This is a genomic window from Asticcacaulis benevestitus DSM 16100 = ATCC BAA-896 (assembly GCF_000376105.1).
GTDB lineage: Bacteria > Pseudomonadota > Alphaproteobacteria > Caulobacterales > Caulobacteraceae > Asticcacaulis > Asticcacaulis benevestitus.
The window spans coordinates 83,535-100,812 of the sequence record NZ_AQWM01000002.1; the positions used below are offsets into that span (position 1 = coordinate 83,535).

14 protein-coding genes are annotated in these 17,278 nt (G+C 60.5%); 6 read left to right on the top strand and 8 right to left on the bottom strand.

Annotation, left to right across the window (positions count from 1 at the left end):
- The first annotated feature begins 2 nt into the window (after positions 1 to 2).
- On the top strand, positions 3 to 1,415 hold the full coding sequence (uxaC, locus tag B060_RS0103825; RefSeq protein WP_026172578.1) for a glucuronate isomerase: 1,413 nt from the start codon (positions 3 to 5) through the stop codon (positions 1,413 to 1,415).
- On the opposite strand, the gene B060_RS0103830 is transcribed toward uxaC, so the two are convergent.
- Together B060_RS0103830 and B060_RS0103835 are read right to left on the bottom strand one after the other, a co-directional pair.
- Positions 1,412 to 2,293: a sigma-70 family RNA polymerase sigma factor gene (locus B060_RS0103830; protein WP_018080430.1), complete on the bottom strand. Its 882-nt coding sequence runs from the start codon at positions 2,291 to 2,293 to the stop codon at positions 1,412 to 1,414. The genes uxaC and B060_RS0103830 overlap by 4 nt on opposite strands.
- A 98-nt stretch (positions 2,294 to 2,391) precedes the next feature.
- Positions 2,392 to 2,850, bottom strand: a complete 459-nt coding sequence (locus B060_RS0103835; RefSeq protein WP_018080431.1) for a carboxymuconolactone decarboxylase family protein — start codon at positions 2,848 to 2,850, stop codon at positions 2,392 to 2,394.
- Positions 2,851 to 2,998: 148 nt separating this feature from the next.
- Between B060_RS0103835 and B060_RS0103840 the strand changes: the two genes are divergently transcribed.
- Together B060_RS0103840 and B060_RS0103845 are read left to right on the top strand one after the other, a co-directional pair.
- Positions 2,999 to 3,835: a 2-keto-4-pentenoate hydratase gene (locus B060_RS0103840; protein ID WP_018080432.1), complete on the top strand. Its 837-nt coding sequence runs from the start codon at positions 2,999 to 3,001 to the stop codon at positions 3,833 to 3,835.
- 19 nt (positions 3,836 to 3,854) lie between these two features.
- The gene (locus tag B060_RS0103845) at positions 3,855 to 4,859 is read left to right on the top strand and encodes a sugar kinase (protein ID WP_018080433.1); all 1,005 of its coding nucleotides are present in this window, start codon (positions 3,855 to 3,857) and stop codon (positions 4,857 to 4,859) included.
- Positions 4,860 to 4,881: 22 nt separating this feature from the next.
- On the opposite strand, the gene B060_RS0103850 is transcribed toward B060_RS0103845, so the two are convergent.
- Positions 4,882 to 6,831 carry a M1 family metallopeptidase gene (locus B060_RS0103850; RefSeq protein WP_018080434.1) on the bottom strand — a complete coding sequence of 650 codons (1,950 nt, stop codon included), beginning with the start codon at positions 6,829 to 6,831 and terminating at the stop codon, positions 4,882 to 4,884.
- 152 nt (positions 6,832 to 6,983) lie between these two features.
- Entirely contained in the window at positions 6,984 to 8,780 is a 1,797-nt protein-coding gene (locus B060_RS28400) for a DEAD/DEAH box helicase (protein ID WP_018080435.1), read from the bottom strand.
- Positions 8,781 to 9,376: 596 nt separating this feature from the next.
- Here B060_RS28400 and B060_RS0103860 point away from each other — a divergent pair.
- Complete coding sequence (locus tag B060_RS0103860) at positions 9,377 to 9,865, top strand: hypothetical protein (RefSeq protein WP_155847804.1); 489 nt, start codon at positions 9,377 to 9,379, stop codon at positions 9,863 to 9,865.
- Between the two features lie 25 nt (positions 9,866 to 9,890).
- Here B060_RS0103860 and serA read toward each other — a convergent pair whose 3' ends face one another.
- The gene (gene serA, locus B060_RS28405) at positions 9,891 to 11,813 is read right to left on the bottom strand and encodes a phosphoglycerate dehydrogenase (protein ID WP_018080437.1); all 1,923 of its coding nucleotides are present in this window, start codon (positions 11,811 to 11,813) and stop codon (positions 9,891 to 9,893) included.
- Between the two features lie 342 nt (positions 11,814 to 12,155).
- On the opposite strand from serA, the gene B060_RS0103870 reads away from it, so the two are divergent.
- Together B060_RS0103870 and B060_RS0103875 are read left to right on the top strand one after the other, a co-directional pair.
- Positions 12,156 to 13,058 (top strand): Hsp33 family molecular chaperone, encoded by a 903-nt coding sequence (locus B060_RS0103870; protein WP_026172580.1) that lies wholly within the window; start codon positions 12,156 to 12,158, stop codon positions 13,056 to 13,058.
- A gap of 72 nt (positions 13,059 to 13,130) precedes the next feature.
- Positions 13,131 to 14,147, top strand: a complete 1,017-nt coding sequence (locus B060_RS0103875) for a retropepsin-like aspartic protease (protein ID WP_162149134.1) — start codon at positions 13,131 to 13,133, stop codon at positions 14,145 to 14,147.
- A gap of 8 nt (positions 14,148 to 14,155) precedes the next feature.
- Here B060_RS0103875 and phoB read toward each other — a convergent pair whose 3' ends face one another.
- From phoB to B060_RS0103890, 3 genes are all read right to left on the bottom strand, one after another.
- On the bottom strand, positions 14,156 to 14,845 hold the full coding sequence (phoB, locus tag B060_RS0103880) for a phosphate regulon transcriptional regulator PhoB (protein WP_018080440.1): 690 nt from the start codon (positions 14,843 to 14,845) through the stop codon (positions 14,156 to 14,158).
- Positions 14,846 to 14,858: 13 nt separating this feature from the next.
- Complete coding sequence (gene phoU, locus B060_RS0103885) at positions 14,859 to 15,557, bottom strand: phosphate signaling complex protein PhoU (protein ID WP_026172581.1); 699 nt, start codon at positions 15,555 to 15,557, stop codon at positions 14,859 to 14,861.
- A gap of 153 nt (positions 15,558 to 15,710) precedes the next feature.
- Positions 15,711 to 17,213 carry a sensor histidine kinase gene (locus B060_RS0103890; protein WP_018080442.1) on the bottom strand — a complete coding sequence of 501 codons (1,503 nt, stop codon included), beginning with the start codon at positions 17,211 to 17,213 and terminating at the stop codon, positions 15,711 to 15,713.
- Positions 17,214 to 17,278 lie beyond the last annotated feature (65 nt).

Sequence of the window (17,278 nt, forward strand, 5' to 3'; positions counted from 1 at the left end):
CCATGTCCAAGCCTCTATACCTCCACGAAGACCGCCTGTTTTCCAGCGATCCCGCCCAGCGCGCCATCGCCCGTGAGCTTTACAGCAGCGTCAAATCCCTGCCGATCCTGTCGCCGCACGGCCATACCGATCCATCATGGTTCGCCGATAACCTGCCGTTCGAGAACGCCACGACGCTGTTCCTGGCGCCGGATCATTACATCTACCGCATGCTCTACAGCCAGGGCATCGACATGGACGCGGTCGGCGTCGGCTCGAAAGACGGCCCCTCCACCGCCGATGCGCGCAAGGCCTGGCATATCTACGCCGCCCATCAGCACCTGTTCCGCGGCACCCCCTCTTTCATGTGGATGAGCCATGTCTTCGGCGAGATCATGGGCTTTGACGTGGCGCTTGATGCCAGCACCGCCGATCATTATTTCGACCGTATCGGCGAGTGCCTGGCCTCGCCTGAGTATCGCCCGCGCGCGCTGTTCGAACGCTTCAATATCGATCTGCTGGCCACTACAGAAGGCCCGACCGATACGCTGGAACATCACCAGAAGATCAAGGATTCCGGCTGGAAAGGTCGTGTGGTCACCGCCTATCGCCCCGATCCGGTCATCGATCCGGAGCATGAGGATTTCCACGACAAGCTCAAGATTTTCGGCGAGCTGACCGGCGAAGACGTCTATAGCTGGAAGGGCTATCTGCGTGCCCACCGCAATCGCCGTGATGTTTTCATGACCTACGGCGCCACCTCGACCGACCACGGGCACCCGACCGCGCAAACGGCCAATCTGTCGCATTCCGACACCAAAGACCTGTTCCACCGTGTGCTGAAAAAGCGTGTCTCGCCGGAAGACGCCGAGCTTTTCCGCGCCCAGATGCTGACCGAAATGGCGCGCATGTCGCTCGATGACGGCCTGACCATGCAGATTCACCCCGGCAGCTTCCGCAATCACAACAAGCAGATCTTCGACAGGTACGGCCGCGACAAGGGCGCCGATATGCCCCTGCCGACCAACTATGTCCACGCGCTCAAACCGCTGCTCGACGCCTTCGGCAATGAAAAGAACCTGACGGTCATTCTCTTCACCTTAGATGAGACCAGCTACGCCCGCGAACTGGCGCCGCTGGCGGGTCACTATCCCATTCTCAAGCTCGGCCCATCGTGGTGGTTCCATGACTCACCCGAAGGCATGATGCGCTTCCGCGAACAGGTCACCGAGACGGCCGGTTTCTACAATACGGTTGGCTTCAATGACGACACGCGCGCCTTCCTGTCGATCCCCGCGCGCCATGATGTCGCCCGCCGCATCGACTCGACCTTCCTGGCCCGCCTGGTGGCCGAGCACCGTATGCCGGTCGAAGACGCCGCCGAACTGATCGAGGACCTGACCTATAATCTGCCAAAGGCCGCTTATAAGCTTTAGTGCAGCCTTGTCAGCTTGTCGGGGTTACGCTGGAACCAGACGGCGGAAATTCTGCCGTCGCTGATGTCCACGCTCAGGACGTCGGTATAGTCGTCGGCGTGCGTGGTCAGCAGCGCCATAACCCCATTGACCCGTTCGTAGCGTAGGGCCGTCGTCGTGTGGTTACGGAACTTCTGGTAGATGCCGGCCATGAAGGCGCCAACACGGCGCTTGCCATCCAGGATATTGATCGCCGCCGACACCTTGCCGCCACCATCGCTATAGAGCTTGACGTCCTCGGCCAGCATGGCTTCCAGCGCCAACATGTCTCCCTTTTGCGAGGCGATGGCGAAGGCTTCGAGGTAACGTCGCTCATCATCGGGCGTCACCTTGAAGCGCGGTCGTGATGCCCGGACATGCTGGCGGGCGCGGGCGGCAAGCCGACGGCAGCTCTCTTCCGAGCGCTCTAAGGTCTGTGCGATCTCGCTGTAACCGACATCGAAAACATCATGCAGCAGAAAGCTGGCGCGCTCGAGCGGCGTCAGGCGTTCCAGTGCATAGAGCAGACCCACCGACAGGTCTTCGGCCAGTTCGGTCGGGCCTGCCAGCGAACCGGTAAAGTCGCTGATATCGTGGAGCGGTTCGGGCAGCCATGGCCCGACATAATCGACGCGCCTGCGATGGGCGCTTTTCAGGATGTCGAGGCAGATGCGCGTCACGATCCGGGTAAGGAAGGCGCGTGTATTATCGATCTCTTCCGGATCGATATCCTTGATGCGCAGATAGGCGTCCTGCACGGCGTCCTCGGCCTCGCTGACCGTGCCAAGCATACGGTAGGCCACGCCTTGCAGGTAGCGTCGCTCGGTTTCAAACCACTGGATGTCGGATTTCGGGATCATGCTGATTTTTCAAGACGGTTGATCCCCAGATAAGCCAGATAAGCACAGAGGCTTCCACGTATAAATCTATCTGTTCTTATCTGGTGACCTCTTAAACCTTATTCGGTGGGTTTATCATTGGCGTGCAGGAAACGCATCGAAATGGCGATACGGTTCCAGGCATTGATCATGGCGATGGCGATCGTGAGATCCGACATTTCCTTGTCGGTGAAGTGCGCTTTGACCTCAGCATAGGTCTCATCTTCTGCGCGGTCGGTGGCGATGTGGGTCAAGGCCTCGGCCCATATGAGAGCAGCGCGTTCCTTCTCACTGAACATGCGCGATTCTTCCCACGCAGGCAGCAGATTGAGACGGGCGGGCGTATCACCGGCCTTGAGCGCTTCTTCGTAGTGCATGTGCAGACAGAAGGCGCAGCCATTGATCTGCGACACGCGCAGCTTGACGAGGCTCAAGAGCTTCAGATCGAGCGCGCCGTGCAGATAGGTTTCAACGGCGGCCATGCCGTTATAGCCTTCGGCGGCCAGGGCCGCGAGGTTGAGGCGGTTGAAGTGGGTCATAGCAGTCTCCTTCGGTTGGGTTATGCTGATATGACGAGGCAGGTTTGGCATCTGTGACACGCCCGGCGATTTTTTAGCGAAAAGTCGTATTGGGATTGATCGTGACACCGGTATCATTTAGGTTCGCCCCACCATGAAAGATGTCACAATGCCCCATACATCCATCGCCGAGCGTTTTATCACGGCCCGCAGATCCGCAACCGCCCTGTCCGATTATCCCGGTGACATTCCCGCGGCGATGACGGACTCTTACGCTATTCAGGACGCCGCGCTTGATCTCTGGCATCAAGAGCTTATCGGCTGGAAAATCGCGCGCCTGCATCCGGATTTCCAAGGCCCTATGGGCACCGAGCGGATGGCCGGCCCGATCTTCAAACCGGCCTTCACCCCCTATACAGGGCCGATCATCTTTCCGGTCTTCACCGATGGTTTTGGTGCGATCGAGGCCGAATATGTGCTACGCATCGATCATGACGCCGATCCGGAAAAAACCGACTACAGCGAGGAAGAAGCCCTGCGCCTGTGCGACGCCCTCTTCGCCGGCATCGAGCTGGCGGGCTCTCCCCTGCCGACCATCAATAGTCTGGGGCCTACGGTGACGGCTTCGGATTTTGGCAACAATTTCGGCCTGGTGCTGGGGCCGCGCCTGCTCGATCTCGATTCCGACACGACACCGCACACCCTGGGCGAAGATGCGCTCAAAGCCTTCCAGTCGAAGTGCGAAATTGAGGGCGAGGTGGTCGGCACCGGTGGCCTGTTCATCATGCCCGGCGGCCCCTTGAAGGCGCTGGCCTGGCTCGCCGGACATCTGGCCGCGCGCCAACGCCCGCTCAGGCGCGGCATGTTGATCTCTACCGGCCAGACGACCGGCGTGCATCGCATCTTCCCCGGCCAGTCCGCGGTTGTCAGCTTTTCGGGGCACACCGAAGCCTCGCTGGACCTGAAGGCCGTAGCGCTTCAGCCCGGCGCCCCCGAAATATCCTAAGACCAACAGGAAATACCTCATGCCCACCACCGCCCCCTTTGTTTGTTTCGGTGAACTGCTGATCCGCCTGACCGTCACCGGCGGGCACCTGCTGGAAGCGCTGTCGCCCCTGCAACCCGTCGTCGGTGGCGCCGAGGCCAATGTGGCGGTAGGCCTGGCGCGACTGGGGCACGACACGCGCATGGTCAGCGTGGTGGCCGACAATGCGCTGGGCGTGGCGGCGGTCAATGAACTGCGGCGCTGGGGCGTCGATACCCGCGCCGTGACCAAAGCACCGCAACGTATGGGGCTCTACTTCCTGACACCCGGCGCCATCCATCGTCCGTCGGATATCGTCTATGACCGCGCTGACTCAGCCTTCGCTCTTGCCGATTTCAGCGCGATCGACTGGCCGGCCCTGCTGAAAGGCGCTGGCTGGCTGCACGTCTCCGGCGTGACGGCGGCGCTGGGTGAAAACTGTGTTCGCGCCGCGCTCGACGCCATGAAGGTGGCGCGCAAAGCCGGCGTCAGGGTATCGTTCGATTGCAATTACCGACCGAAACTATGGGCCGAATGGAGCGCCGACGCGCCCGCCTACATTACGCAACTCATGCAGCAGGCCGATCTGATCTTTGGCGGCTACCGCGATATCGAACTGATCAGCGGCCAGCGCTTTAATGACGAGCGCGAAGCGGCCGATCACGCCTTTGCCGCCTTCCCGCATCTGCAACGTCTGGTCTGCACGCGCCGCGAACAGGTCAATGTCGACCACAACCGCCTGACGGGGCTTATGTATACGCGCGAGCGATCGCTGGAAACCGACACTCACAATATTGAGCAGATCGTCGATCGCATTGGCGGCGGCGATGCCTTCGCCGCCGGCGTCATGCACGGCCTTCTGACGGGTACGGACGATGAAAAGGCGCTCGATTATGGCATTGCCTGCGCCTGCCTGAAACACGCCCAGCCGGGTGACGCCAGCCTGGCCACGCCCGGCGATCTGGACACCTTCCTGAGCGACGACGGCTTTGACGTGAAGCGTTAAAAACGCTTTCCGCCGGCCCTGCCTACTTTACGATATCGTCGACACTGCCGCGCGTCACATCGTGATACCCAGGACGCGCCTCGGCATAGATCTTCTTGGCCATGTCGACACCCCAGCCCGGTTGCGCCATCAGGCTCTTGTACAGCGGCACCACATATTTACGACGGCCCTGCTCGGTCAGGAAATCATGCAGCGGCGCCATGGCCGGCTGATAACGGTGCTTGATCGCCAGTTGCAGCCAGGCAAACAAGATTTCGGAATTGTGCGACTGGCTGAACTTGAACGTGGCGTCTAGATCGGCCAGTTGTGCATCGGTCAGGGTCTCAGGCATATGGGTCAGCATATATTGCCACTGCGGCGAACTGTAATTATCGACCTTCAGCTCCTTGGCGGAAGCGCCTTCGATAAAGGCCAGCACCTGCGCCGACACCTCGTTGAGCGCTGCCGAGGTCGGGACGACGACATTGTCCGGCATACCCTTGTCATAGAGCCAGGCGTTGATCTTGAGTGATTTTTCAAGATCGTCGTCATTTTTCAGCAGGTGGGTGCGCAGATCGACCAGGAAGGCCTCGGTCGTCATGCTCTTGAAGGCGAAGCGCTGGAAATAGCCCTTGAGATAAGCATCGAGCTTCTTGCGACCGAAGTGTGCTTCCAGCATGCGCAGGAAAGCGGCACCCTTTTCATAGGGCACGTCGCTGAAATAATCGTCCGGATTGATGCCGCGCAGATCGGGGTGCAGGCGCGTGAAGTCGGGATTGCCGTTTTCGGTCAGGTCCTTCATCGTGCCTTGCAGGTCCTGCCAGCCGAGCACACGCAGCATGTCGGCGCGATCCTTGCCGTAGACCTCTTCCATGATCCGGCCCTCGAAATAGACCGTGAAGCCTTCGTTGAGCCAGAAATCTTCCCAGGTGGCGTTGGTGACCAGATTGCCAGACCAGCTATGCGCCATTTCGTGCGCGATCAGCGAGACCAGCGATTTGTCGCCAGCCAGGACGGTGGGGGTGGCGAAGGTCAGGGTCGGGTTTTCCATGCCGCCAAAGGGGAAAGATGGCGGCAGGACGAGCACGTCGTAGCGGCCCCACTTGTAAGGCCCATAGAGCTTTTCAGCCGCCTCCAGCATGGCCTGCATGTCGGTGAATTCGGCTGAAGCGGCGGCCAGCGTCGCCTTTTCAGCATAGACGCCGGTACGCGAGCCCTCGGACTTAAAGCCGAGGTCGCCGATGGCGATGGCGATCAGATAGGGCGCGATCGGCTCTTTCATCTCGAAGCGGTAGGCGCGCTGATTGGCATGGCCCGCTACCCTTTCGCCTTCGGGCGTCAGGCGATCGGCGCTCATCACCGCCATCAGGTCCTTCGGCACGACGATGCGCGCCGCATAGGTCTGGCGGATGGCCGGGCTGTCCTGCGTCGGTATCCAGGTGCGGGTGTGGATTTCCTCGCCCTGGCTGAACAGGAAGGGGAGCTTCTTGCCGGCGGTCTGTTCGGGGGACAGCCATTGCAGAGCCGTGCCGTCTTTCGTGGTCTGGTAATGGACCACGATCTTCTGGGCGCCCTGCGGCAGTTCGATGGTGAGCGGCTTGCCCATCATCGCATTGCCCTTGCCGAGCGTGAATTTCAGCGGGGTGCCGGCGGCATCGGTCACCGACTCGATATCGAGCGCGCGGGTATCGAGGATCACCTGCTTGGCGTTGGCTTCGGTAATCAGGGTCAGGGTCGCCGTGCCCTTGAGCATCTTGGCCTGGAAATCGGCGGTCAGGTCGAGATCGACGTGGCTGACGCGGGCTTCCTGCGGGCGGGCATAGGAATGGGAATCGACCGTCTTATCGACCAGGGCCAGCGGCGCGGCGGCTTCGGGATCTTTCGACGTGCACGCACTCAACATCAGGCCGGTGGCGACGGCTGCGACCACAACAAGGCGGACGAACAGGCCGGACAATCGTTTTTCGGCTTTGGTCGCGGCTTGAGCTATCATGAAGGGTAATCCTGGCATTCGGCGCTATAAAGCGGGCGTCCGTCTATTAAACGGGAAAACCCCCCTTCACACAACCGTGAAAATGCAAAAGGGCCTGCCTGTGTCCGTCACAGGCAAGCCCTTGAGTTTGTTTTAGGTTTTTAAGTCAGCGACTACTTGGCGCGGCGCTTGAACTGGGCGCCTTCGGTGCGAGCCTTGGGGGCGTCGCTGTAGTGGTTGCCGGCGGGCTTGAAAGCGCCCTTGGAGGCGCTGGCCTTGGCGTTATCCTTGCGACCGGCGGGACGGGCTTTCGCCTTGAACTCACCCTTGGCCGGACGCTCGCCGCGCGGGGCGGCATTGTCACGCGGGGTGTATTCGCGCGGACGCTCAGCATGAGCACGATCGGCGTGCGGACGGTCACCGCGCGGTGCATCCGTACGCGGACGATCATAGCTGCGCTCTGAACGCTCGCCACGCGGGGCAGCGCTTCGATCGAAAGGCTTCTTGGCGAAAGGCTTGCGATCAGCCTGGTCCTTCTGGCCACCGAACGCCGCAGGGCGTTCAGCCGACATCGGATCGTAGTTCGCCGGGCGCGGACCGAAATCCTTACCACCGGGCTTCTTGTTGCCGTACTTGCGGTCGGCGAAGGATGAACGCTCGCTGCGTTCGTCGCCCTCGGAATTCGACTTGCCCGGACGGTTGCGGCTGCGCTTGTGGACGTTCTCGGCGTGCGGATCGATATGACGGGCTTCCCGCTTTTGCGGGATGCGGTCAGGGGTGGTCGGCTTTTCAGCGACGCCCGAGGCCAGCATGGCTTCGTCGAGCAGCTTCAGGGCCTGATCCTTGCGGCGATCGACCGAAGGAATGCGCTGACGGGTCATGCGCTCGATATCCTTCAGCATCTTGCGCTCATCGTCCGAGCAGAAGCTGATCGAGATACCGGTCTTGCCGGCACGGGCGGTGCGGCCGATGCGGTGAACATAGGCTTCCGAAACGTTCGGCAGCTCGTAATTGATGACGTGCGACACGCTGTCGACGTCGATACCACGGGCGGCGATGTCGGTGGCGACGAGAGCGCGGACCTTGCCGGCCTTGAAGGCTTGCAGGGCACGTTCGCGCTGACCTTGCGACTTATCACCGTGGATGGCGGCGGCTTCGATGCCACCGGCCTGCAGATAGGCGGCGACCTTGTCGGCCGAGCGCTTGGTGCGGGTGAAGACGAGCGTGCGGCTCAGATTGTCTTCGGCGTAGAGTTCGGTCAGCAGGGCGCGCTTGCGCAGGGCTTCGATGAAGATGACGCTTTGCTCGACGCGCTCGGCGGTCGTGGCTTCCGGCGTGACTTCGACCTTCTTGGGGTTGACCAGAAGTTCCGAAGCCAGGATGCCGATTTCCTTCGGCATGGTGGCCGAGAAGAAGAGGTTCTGACGCGGGCCGCGCATGCGCGAAGCGACCTGACGGATCGGCTTCACGAAGCCAAGGTCCAGCATCTGGTCGGCTTCGTCGAGCACGAAGAATTCAACAGCCGACAGATCGACAGTCTTTTGTTCGATGTGATCGATCAGGCGGCCGGGCGTGGCGACGAGGATATCGAGGCCGCCGTTCAGCGCCTTGAATTGCGGGCCATACTTGGCGCCGCCGTAGATGGTGGCGATCTGCAGTCCGGTGCCGCGCGAATATTGCGCGAAGCTGTCAGCGATTTGCGAGGCCAGTTCGCGGGTCGGCGACAGGACCAGCACGCGCGTCTGGCGCGGGGTTGGCATCTTGCGCTCGGCGAGCAGCTTTTGCAGGATCGGCAGGGCGAAGGCGGCGGTCTTTCCAGTGCCGGTCTGGGCGATACCCAGCAGATCGTGGCCGGCGAGCAGGAAAGGAATGGCCTGGGCCTGGATCGGGGTCGGCGTGGTGTAGCCGGCTTTTTCAAGCTGGATCAGCAGGGTGGAGGCAAGGCCGAGATCGGAAAAGAGTTTGGTCACGTAACAACAGCTTTCATGGCTTCGGGCGCGTCAAAACGGCCCTTACCCGCACCTGACGGATGTCAGATCGGGTGGTTAAGGGTCGAAGCGTTCGCGTGTCACGGACTTCGGTTATTTTTATAGATGGCAGATCGCTTAAAGCGGCGATCTTGGATCACTGGCGGTATGTACTCCTTTGAAAGAGCATACCTCACGCGGCCAGAGCAGCGCATCAGTCCGAGAATCACCTGAGTGAATTCAACTGGAAAACGCGCAAATAGCGTAAAAACATTTATTTCGCAGAAGCGAAGACGCGTAATTGCCTGTTCGTCATTATAATGTCAAGGGGCGGCCACAAATTTTATATCCACAGCCGTTCGCCTATGCCGCATCTTTTTAGCGCACGTACAAACCCTTTATAAACGAAACGGGCTTAACATAGGCCGCACAGCACCTACGGGTGTTTTCGACCAACCGCAGTCCTCCCGCACCCGTCCCACGGGCCGTGACCGGACGCATCGTCCGGCTCAGCCGGCATGGTTCTGTAGTGTAAAGCGTAGCGTATCCTTCATGTGCTTTCCGGCGCATGCGTTTTCACGTTCCATATCGGGCTTGTTATGACCACACCTTTTCGACACCTCAACGCCCCACGGCCTGCCACCAGAGCACCGCAGCGGGACCATGGTCCGGTCGAAGTTATCATGCCGGAACAGTATGCCGACCGCCGTGCCGAACCGCGCCAGGCGCGTAATGACAAGGGTGCGCTGCTGTTTCTTTCCAGCCGCGAAATCATCACCTGCCGCATCCTGGATTCAAGCGCCAGCGGCGCCCGGGTCGCCCTCAATCATATGGATATCGTACCCGCTGAAATCTGGCTGATCGATCTGGCCACCATCTCCGTCAAGCGTGGCAGTGCGGCCTGGACCGCGGGAACGCGTATGGGGCTGAAATTTAACTTTATTCAGAAAATGACCGACGACAGCCGACGCCCCGCCAAGGTGCCGCAGGAGGTCTATGACGCCTGGCTGCGTCTGAAAAATGGCCCGGAAGCACCGGTTAAAAAGACACCGGAAACGCCCGAAGACAATGCCGTGTATTTCGACTAGGCTCTGGCCTTAATCACCGGCGCGCTTAGACCAGTGAGCGGAATTTCAGCGTGCCGTTGACCGCCTTCAGTTCTTCCAGCGCTTCCTTCGGATAGCCGCGATCGACATCGACGATGACGTAACCGAGCGCTTCGTTAGTCTTGAGGTGCTGGGCCAGCACGTTCAGCTCATACTTCGCCATGATAACGTTGATCGCCGCCAGCACGCCCGGCACGTTCTTGTGCAGGTGCAAGAAGCGGTGACGCCCCTCCACTTCCGACAACTGGACGTGCGGCATGTTGACCGAGAAGGTGGTGTCGCCACGGTTAAGGAAGTTGAGCAGACGTTCCGAGGCGAACTCGGCGATGGCTTCCTGCGCTTCTTCCGTCGAGCCGCCGATGTGCGGCGTCAGAATCAGGTTCTTGAGGCCCATCAGCGGGCTCTCGAACGGATCGTCATTGGTGCGCGGTTCTTCGGGGAAGACATCGACGGCGGCGCCGTAGATCTTGCCGGATTTCAGCGCGGCGGCCAGGGCGTCGATATCGACAACATGGCCACGCGACAGGTTGATGAACAAGGCGCCATCCTTCATGCGGGCGAACTGCGCCGCGCCGAAGATGTTCTTGTTTTCGCCACGGCCGTCGACGTGCAGCGACACGACGTCGGCTTCGGCCAGCAGGGCATCAAGCGAGCGATAGCGCTTGGCGTTGCCAAGGGTCAGCTTTTCGGCGAGATCGAAATAGATGACGCGCATGCCGAAGGCTTCGGACAGGATCGACAACTGCGAACCAATGGCGCCGTAGCCGATGATACCGAGCGTCTTGCCGCGCACTTCGTGGGCGCCGGTGGCCGACTTGTCCCACTTGCCGGTGTGCATCTGGACGGACTTGTCATAGATGTTGCGCGTCAGGATGACGGTCAGGCCCATGACCATTTCCACCACCGAACGCGTGTTGGAATAGGGCGCGTTGAAGACGGCGATGCCTTTTTGCGAGCAGGCCTTGAGGTCGATCTGGTTGGTGCCGATGCAGAAGGCGGCGACCGCCATCAGCTTGTCGGCGGCTTCGACCGCCTTGGCTGTCAGGTTGGTTTTCGAACGCAGGCCAAGGATATGGACGCCTTGCAGGGCTTCGATCAGATCGTCCTCATCGAGCGCACCCTTGACCGTCGTGACATCATAGCCTTCTTCTCGGAAGGCGCGCACGGCATCGGGGTGAATATTTTCGAGCAGCAAAACCTTGAGCTTCGAGCGCGGGAAGCTGTAGCGCCCCTGATAGCCTTCGGTGTGCAGCACCTCATCGAACGAAGCCGCGACCTGCGAGGTCTCGCCATTGACGGCGCCAACCACTTTCGGGCGCACCACGTTTTCGGTGAAGGCGTAGAAACGCTCGGCAGCACCGCCCTTGAAGACCTCGAAATCGGTCCAGCCATCGCCGACCATAACCACCTGTCCTGTCAGGCCAAGACCGGTCAGGGCCAGCACCTTGCCGCCATCCTGTGACAGCAGGTTGGCCTGATCGACACCAATGGCCACGCCCTCGTCATTCCAGATCAGGCGGTTGGCCAGCACATACTCGGCCGCGAGGCCGTAATCGGCGACCACCGCATCGATGAAATCGTGGAAACCGCCGGAGATGATGCGGAACTTGCCGGGGTTCTCTGCGAACACAGCCCGGTTACGCGCGATCGACGGACTGACCTTGGTCTTGAGCACCTCGATCAGGCCGGCGATATCTTCGCGCGTCGGCTTGAGGATCTGGACGCGGCGCGACAGAGCGTCAGCGAAGGATATCTCGCCCGACATGGCCTGATCGGTCAGGGTTTTGATATGGGCGACATCGGCAGCGCGGGCCGGATCGGCAGCGCTCAGCAGTTCCGCCAGGATATCGAGCGCTTCCACCGAGGTGAAGGTCGAATCGAAGTCCAGCACCAGGGTGGCGAGGTTCGGTTGGGGAAAGCTTGCATTCATCGCGGTCGCGCCTATCTAAAGCCTCATGCCAAAAAGTGGCTGGCACTTTTTGGATAAACATGAGGCGCAACAAAAAAACTTAGAACGGAATGGCCCACCATTACGCTCTAAGGGCGTCACCGGCTCAAGGAGCCGTTCGCCCGGCTTGCTACTTCATGGCCACACGTGGCCGACTGAGCTAATGCCGCCGCAAATAGGATAAAAGTGCCCCCCGCACAACCGCCTTCGCCATTTATTATGGCATTGCGGCCCCTAATTCTTTAAAACCATAGACTGATGACTGATAAACCTGCCAAACCCGTAAAATCTGAAACCAAAACCTCAAGTTTTCTGCGCGAATATATGCCCGACATCATCGATCCTACCGAAGACTACTCCGCCCGCTTCGTTATCGAGGCCCACCCTGTGCATGGGCGTCTGGTCCGGCTGGGCGAGACGCTTGACCAGATCCTGAAGGCGCACGACTATCCGCCGCAGATCGCCAACCTGCTCGGCGAAGCCTGCGTGCTGGCCGTGTTGGTCGGGGCGTCGCTGAAATTCGAGGGCCGTCTGATCCTGCAGGCGCAGGGCGATGGCGTGGTGCGCTACGTGGTGGCCGATTACGACACCAAGGGCGGCCTGCGCGGCTTCTGCCGCTTCGACAAGGATGAACTGGCGGCGCTGGTGGCGGCCAACGAAGGCAGCTTCCAGAGCCTGGGGGCGCAGTCCCTGCTCGGCAAAGGCACCTTCATCATGACGCTCGATCCGGAAGATCACGGTGAGCGCTATCAGGGCATCACGCCGATCGAGGGCGAGAGCCTGGCCCTGTGTGCCGAGAACTATTTCCGCCAGTCCGAACAGGTGCCGACCCAGATCAAGCTGGCGGCTTCGGAATATATGGATGTCGACGGTCCTCACTGGAGAGCCGCTGGCGCCATGATCCAGGCGATTGCCGGCGATGCAACGCGTGGCGACACAAGGGAGTCGTTCCAACATATCCGCGCCCTGTTCGAAACGCTGGGCGAGGAAGAACTGACCGATTTCGACCTGACAGCCGACCGCCTGCTGTTCCGCCTGTTCCACGAGGACGGCGTGCGCCTGAGCGCGCTCAAGTCGGTACACAAGCTTTGCCGTTGCTCGCAGGAGCGCGTCGAAGGCCTTGTGCAGTCGTTCTCGAATGAAGAACAGGCCGAGATGCTGGAAGCCGACGGCAAGGTGCATATCACCTGCGAATATTGCTCCAAGACCTTCTTCGTCGGGCTCTAGTCCAGCCTTGCAGTAATAAAGAACAATGTTATGCTTTCTCCGGCGCGCGCAGACGCTCCGGGGGAAACGCATATGACAGATACGTCTCTTAACCGCTGGTCGCGGCGCAGCCTGCTGGCCGGCGTCGGGCTTCTGGCCCCCTGGCCCGGCCGGACGCAAACCATCGTCGCCAACCCTCTACAGCCAAAGCCGGGCAGTGAGCCGAGCCCTGCCGGTCTCGACTCGGCCAGCCTGGCCGCCCGCACGGACGCCAACAACCACCTGACCATCGAGGTCATGATCGATGGAAAAGGGCCCTATCGTTTTGTGGTCGATACCGGCGCCGAGCGTTCGGTCATCGCCGGCAATGTCGCCGCAGCGCTTGGACTGAAGCAGGACAAATCCATCATACTCGAAGGCATTGGCGGTCGGATTACGGTGCCGACCGTGCAGGTCGCTAACCTGTCTTTCGGACCCTTTCAACGCCATGGGCTCGCCCTGCCGGTCCTGCCCCGCAGCAACCTGTTCGCGGACGGTTATCTGGGTCTGGACGCCATCAACGGCACGCGCGTCACCTTCGATTTCCAGAACCATGCCCTGCATGTTGAGCAAGCCCTCCATCAGCCGGAAGCCGCCGGGCCGGATACGGCCCGTGTCCGTGCGCGCGGCAACAACGGCCGTCTGCGCGTCTTTGACTGCACGGTGAACAGTGTGGGCGCCATCGCCTTTATCGACAGCGGCGCCGAAGTGTCCGTCGGTAACCGGGCTCTGTACAACAAACTGATAAGCCGCAATCACAATCCGGACAGTTCCGCCATCATGACGCTGACCGGCGTCACCGGCGGCACGGTCACCGGAGAGCTTATTCCCATCTACCGCATTCGTATACGCGACCTGTCATTTACCGATGGCACCCTGGTCATTGCGGATGTGCCAGATTTTTCGATGTGGAAAATAGAAGAGGACCGCCCCGCCCTGCTGATCGGCATGGATTATCTGCGCCAGTTTTCCTCGGTCAGTATTGACTACCGCAACAAGGAAATACTTTTCGAGCTCAGCGAAACCCCACCCTACCCGCGGCCGGGCGTGGAGATTAGCCGTACGACCTAAGACGCGTCTTAGTTTTGCAGATCGAGCGAATAACCGGCCGAACGCACCGTGCGGATCGGGTCGAACTCGGCGCCGTTGTTGAGCGCCTTGCGCAGGCGGCCAACATGAACATCCACCGTGCGGGCCTCGACATAGACGTCATTGCCCCAGACCGCATCGAGCAGTTGTTCGCGGCTGAAAACGCGGCGCGGATACTGCATCAGATAATCAAGCAGCTTGTATTCGGTCGGCCCAAGGTGGACATCACGGCCAGCGCGCTGAACGCGGTGCGACAGGCGATCAACCGAGATTTCGCCAAACTCGACGCGATCTTCCGAAAGCGCCGGACGGATGCGGCGCAGAACAGCGCGAATGCGCGCCATCAGCTCGACCATCGAAAACGGCTTGACGACATAATCATCGGCGCCGGTATCGAGACCACGGATACGGTCGGTCTCTTCCGAACGCGCCGTGAGCATGACGATCGGCAGGTTGCGCGTCGTCGTCTGCTGACGCAGGCGGCGGCAGACCTCAATGCCCGACACTTTCGGCATCATCCAGTCGCAGACCAGAAGGTCGGGCAGACGCTCCTTGATCATCACCAGGGCTTCGTCGCCATCGCTGGCCTGACCGACCTCGTAGCCTTCTTTTTCAAGATTGTAGCTGAGCAAGGTGCCCAGGGCGTCTTCGTCTTCGGCAATGATGATGTAGGGCTTCATGCGGGCCTAAAATCTATTCCAGGTTACTGAGGGTATTGGCCTTCGGGCGGCTCTCGACATAGTCTTCGCCCGTCAGCTCAAAATGAATATGCTCGGCCATGTTGGTGGCGTAGTCACCGATGCGCTCAAGGTTCTTGGCCATGAACAGAAGGTGCGTACAGGCCGAGATGGTGCGCGGATCACCCATCATGTAGGTGAGCAGTTCGCGGAAAAGGGCGTTGTAGTGTTCGTCGACCTCGGTATCGGAGGCCCAGACGCTCTGCGCCAGTTCGACCTTGCCGCCCTTATAGGCGTCCAGCACGTCACGCAGGCGCGACGACACCAGCTTGCCCATGCGCTCGATCGAGCGGGTGAGCGGCGTCATCGGCTCGGCTTCCGAGATCACGATGGCGCGCTTGGCGATATTCTTGGCCAGATCGCCGGTGCGCTCAAGAGCGGTCGCCAGCTTCATGGCGGCCACGGTCTTGCGCAGATCTTCGGCCATCGGCTGACGCAGCGCGATCAGGCGGATGCACTTGCGCTCGATATCCTTTTCCAGTTCATCAAGCTTGTGGTCGCGTGCGACGACGCTTTGCGCCAGGGCCACATCGCGGCGCGCCACGGCGTCAACCGCGTCGGCAACCTGCGCTTCGGCCAGACCGCCCATGAGCACGACTTCGGCCGAAAGCTGGTCGAGTTCGTCGCCGTAGGTTTTTACGATGTGGTTGTTCATCTTGATCGGCACCTTTGAAATTCCCTGATTTTGATAGCTGACGAAGCGGGCCTGCTGACAAGTATCCCGCACCTGTATTACCAAAATCTATAGCCCCATTAGGCGTATTTTGTGACAGTTTTATAATAGACGCTTGAAAAAGCCTGGAATCGGCTATCCGGCGTCCTTCAGCGACGCCGCCGCATCGACGACAAGGCGAGGCGTCTCCGCCGTTCCGAAGGCGCGGCTCTGCGGGAAATAGGCGCTAAAGGCGGTGAAGGTCTGCGGCGCGATCTGCGGCAGGGCGGTCACCTTGCCGTCGCGTTCCAGAATATCATCGTCGCTGGCAGAGACCGGCCCCTGGCTTTCCACCACCAGCCCGCCACGGTGACGGTTGATGATGTGCTTGACGATGGCGAGGCCAAGGCCGGTGCCCAGACGATCGCCGCTCTTTTGACCCTCGACGCGATAGAAGCGTTCGGCCAGACGCGGCAGGAATTCGCGCTTGATGCCAGGGCCGTTGTCCCGCACGGTGATGCGGGCGTAGTAGTCGTGGACGTTGCGATCCGGGCGCAGCAGCACCAGCTTGGCCGCCTTGCCATCCGAAAGCGCCACCGCCTGCGGCAGGGTGACATCGAGGCAGATCTCGATACTGACCTCGGAATTTTGCGGCGCGTATTTGAGCGCATTATCGACCAGATTCTGCACCACCTGCAGGATCTGATCACGGTCGCCGATAATGGGATAAAGGCCAGGCTTCGGCCCTTCGATGCGCAGCTTCACATTCTTCTGCTGAGCAATCACGGTCAGGCTGTCAACGACATCGCGCACAGCCAGCGGCAGGTCGGTCTCACCCGATGGCGGCACGTGCTCGCTCATCTCGATGCGTGACAGAGACAGCAGGTCCGCGATCAGCCGGCCCATGCGGTCGGCCTGAGCGCCCATGATGCTGAGGAACTTGTCACGCGCCTTTTCATCGTCACGCGCCGGTCCGCGCAGGGTTTCGATAAAGCCGGTGATCGAGGCCAGCGGCGTGCGCAGTTCGTGCGAGGCATTGGCCAGGAAGTCGGCGCGCATCCGCTCCATGCGGCGTGAATCCGTTTCATCGCGCAGAACCAGCAAGGCCAGACGCTGCGCCATGTCGTGCTTGTTTTCCATCGGCAAGGGCGCCGAAAAAGCGCGCCAGAACTGATCACGCGCACCACCGCTCATTTCAAAATCGACCGAGCCGCTGATGCCACCGAAGAGAGCTTCATCGACGCATTCCAGCACTTCCGGCACCCGGATAGCACTCACCAGCGGGCCGCCGCGATCGGCGATATGAAAGATACGTTGCGCTGCTGCATTGGCGAAGATCACGCGGCGGGCGGCGATATCATCCGGCTCATGACCGGACACGATCATGACCGGATCAGGCACGGCGCGCAGCACCTCCTGGAAACTCGGCCCCTCCGGCTGCACCTTGACCTGCTTTTCCGGCGCCTTCAGCGCGCGGATCTTTTCCTCGGCATCACCCAAAAGCACCAGATATTTGAACATGGTGTAGGCGACAATCAGCAGCGCCACGAAGATCAGGAACGGATGCAAAGGCGCATAGAACGACATGGCGATCAGGACGCCAACGCCGATCACCGATCCCGCGGGGATGATATGCCAAACCGATCTGCGATTATCCATGAAACCTGCTGAAAAAAGCCCGCTCAACCCATACTACAAAAGAACGCCGTGTTTATAGCGCTTTG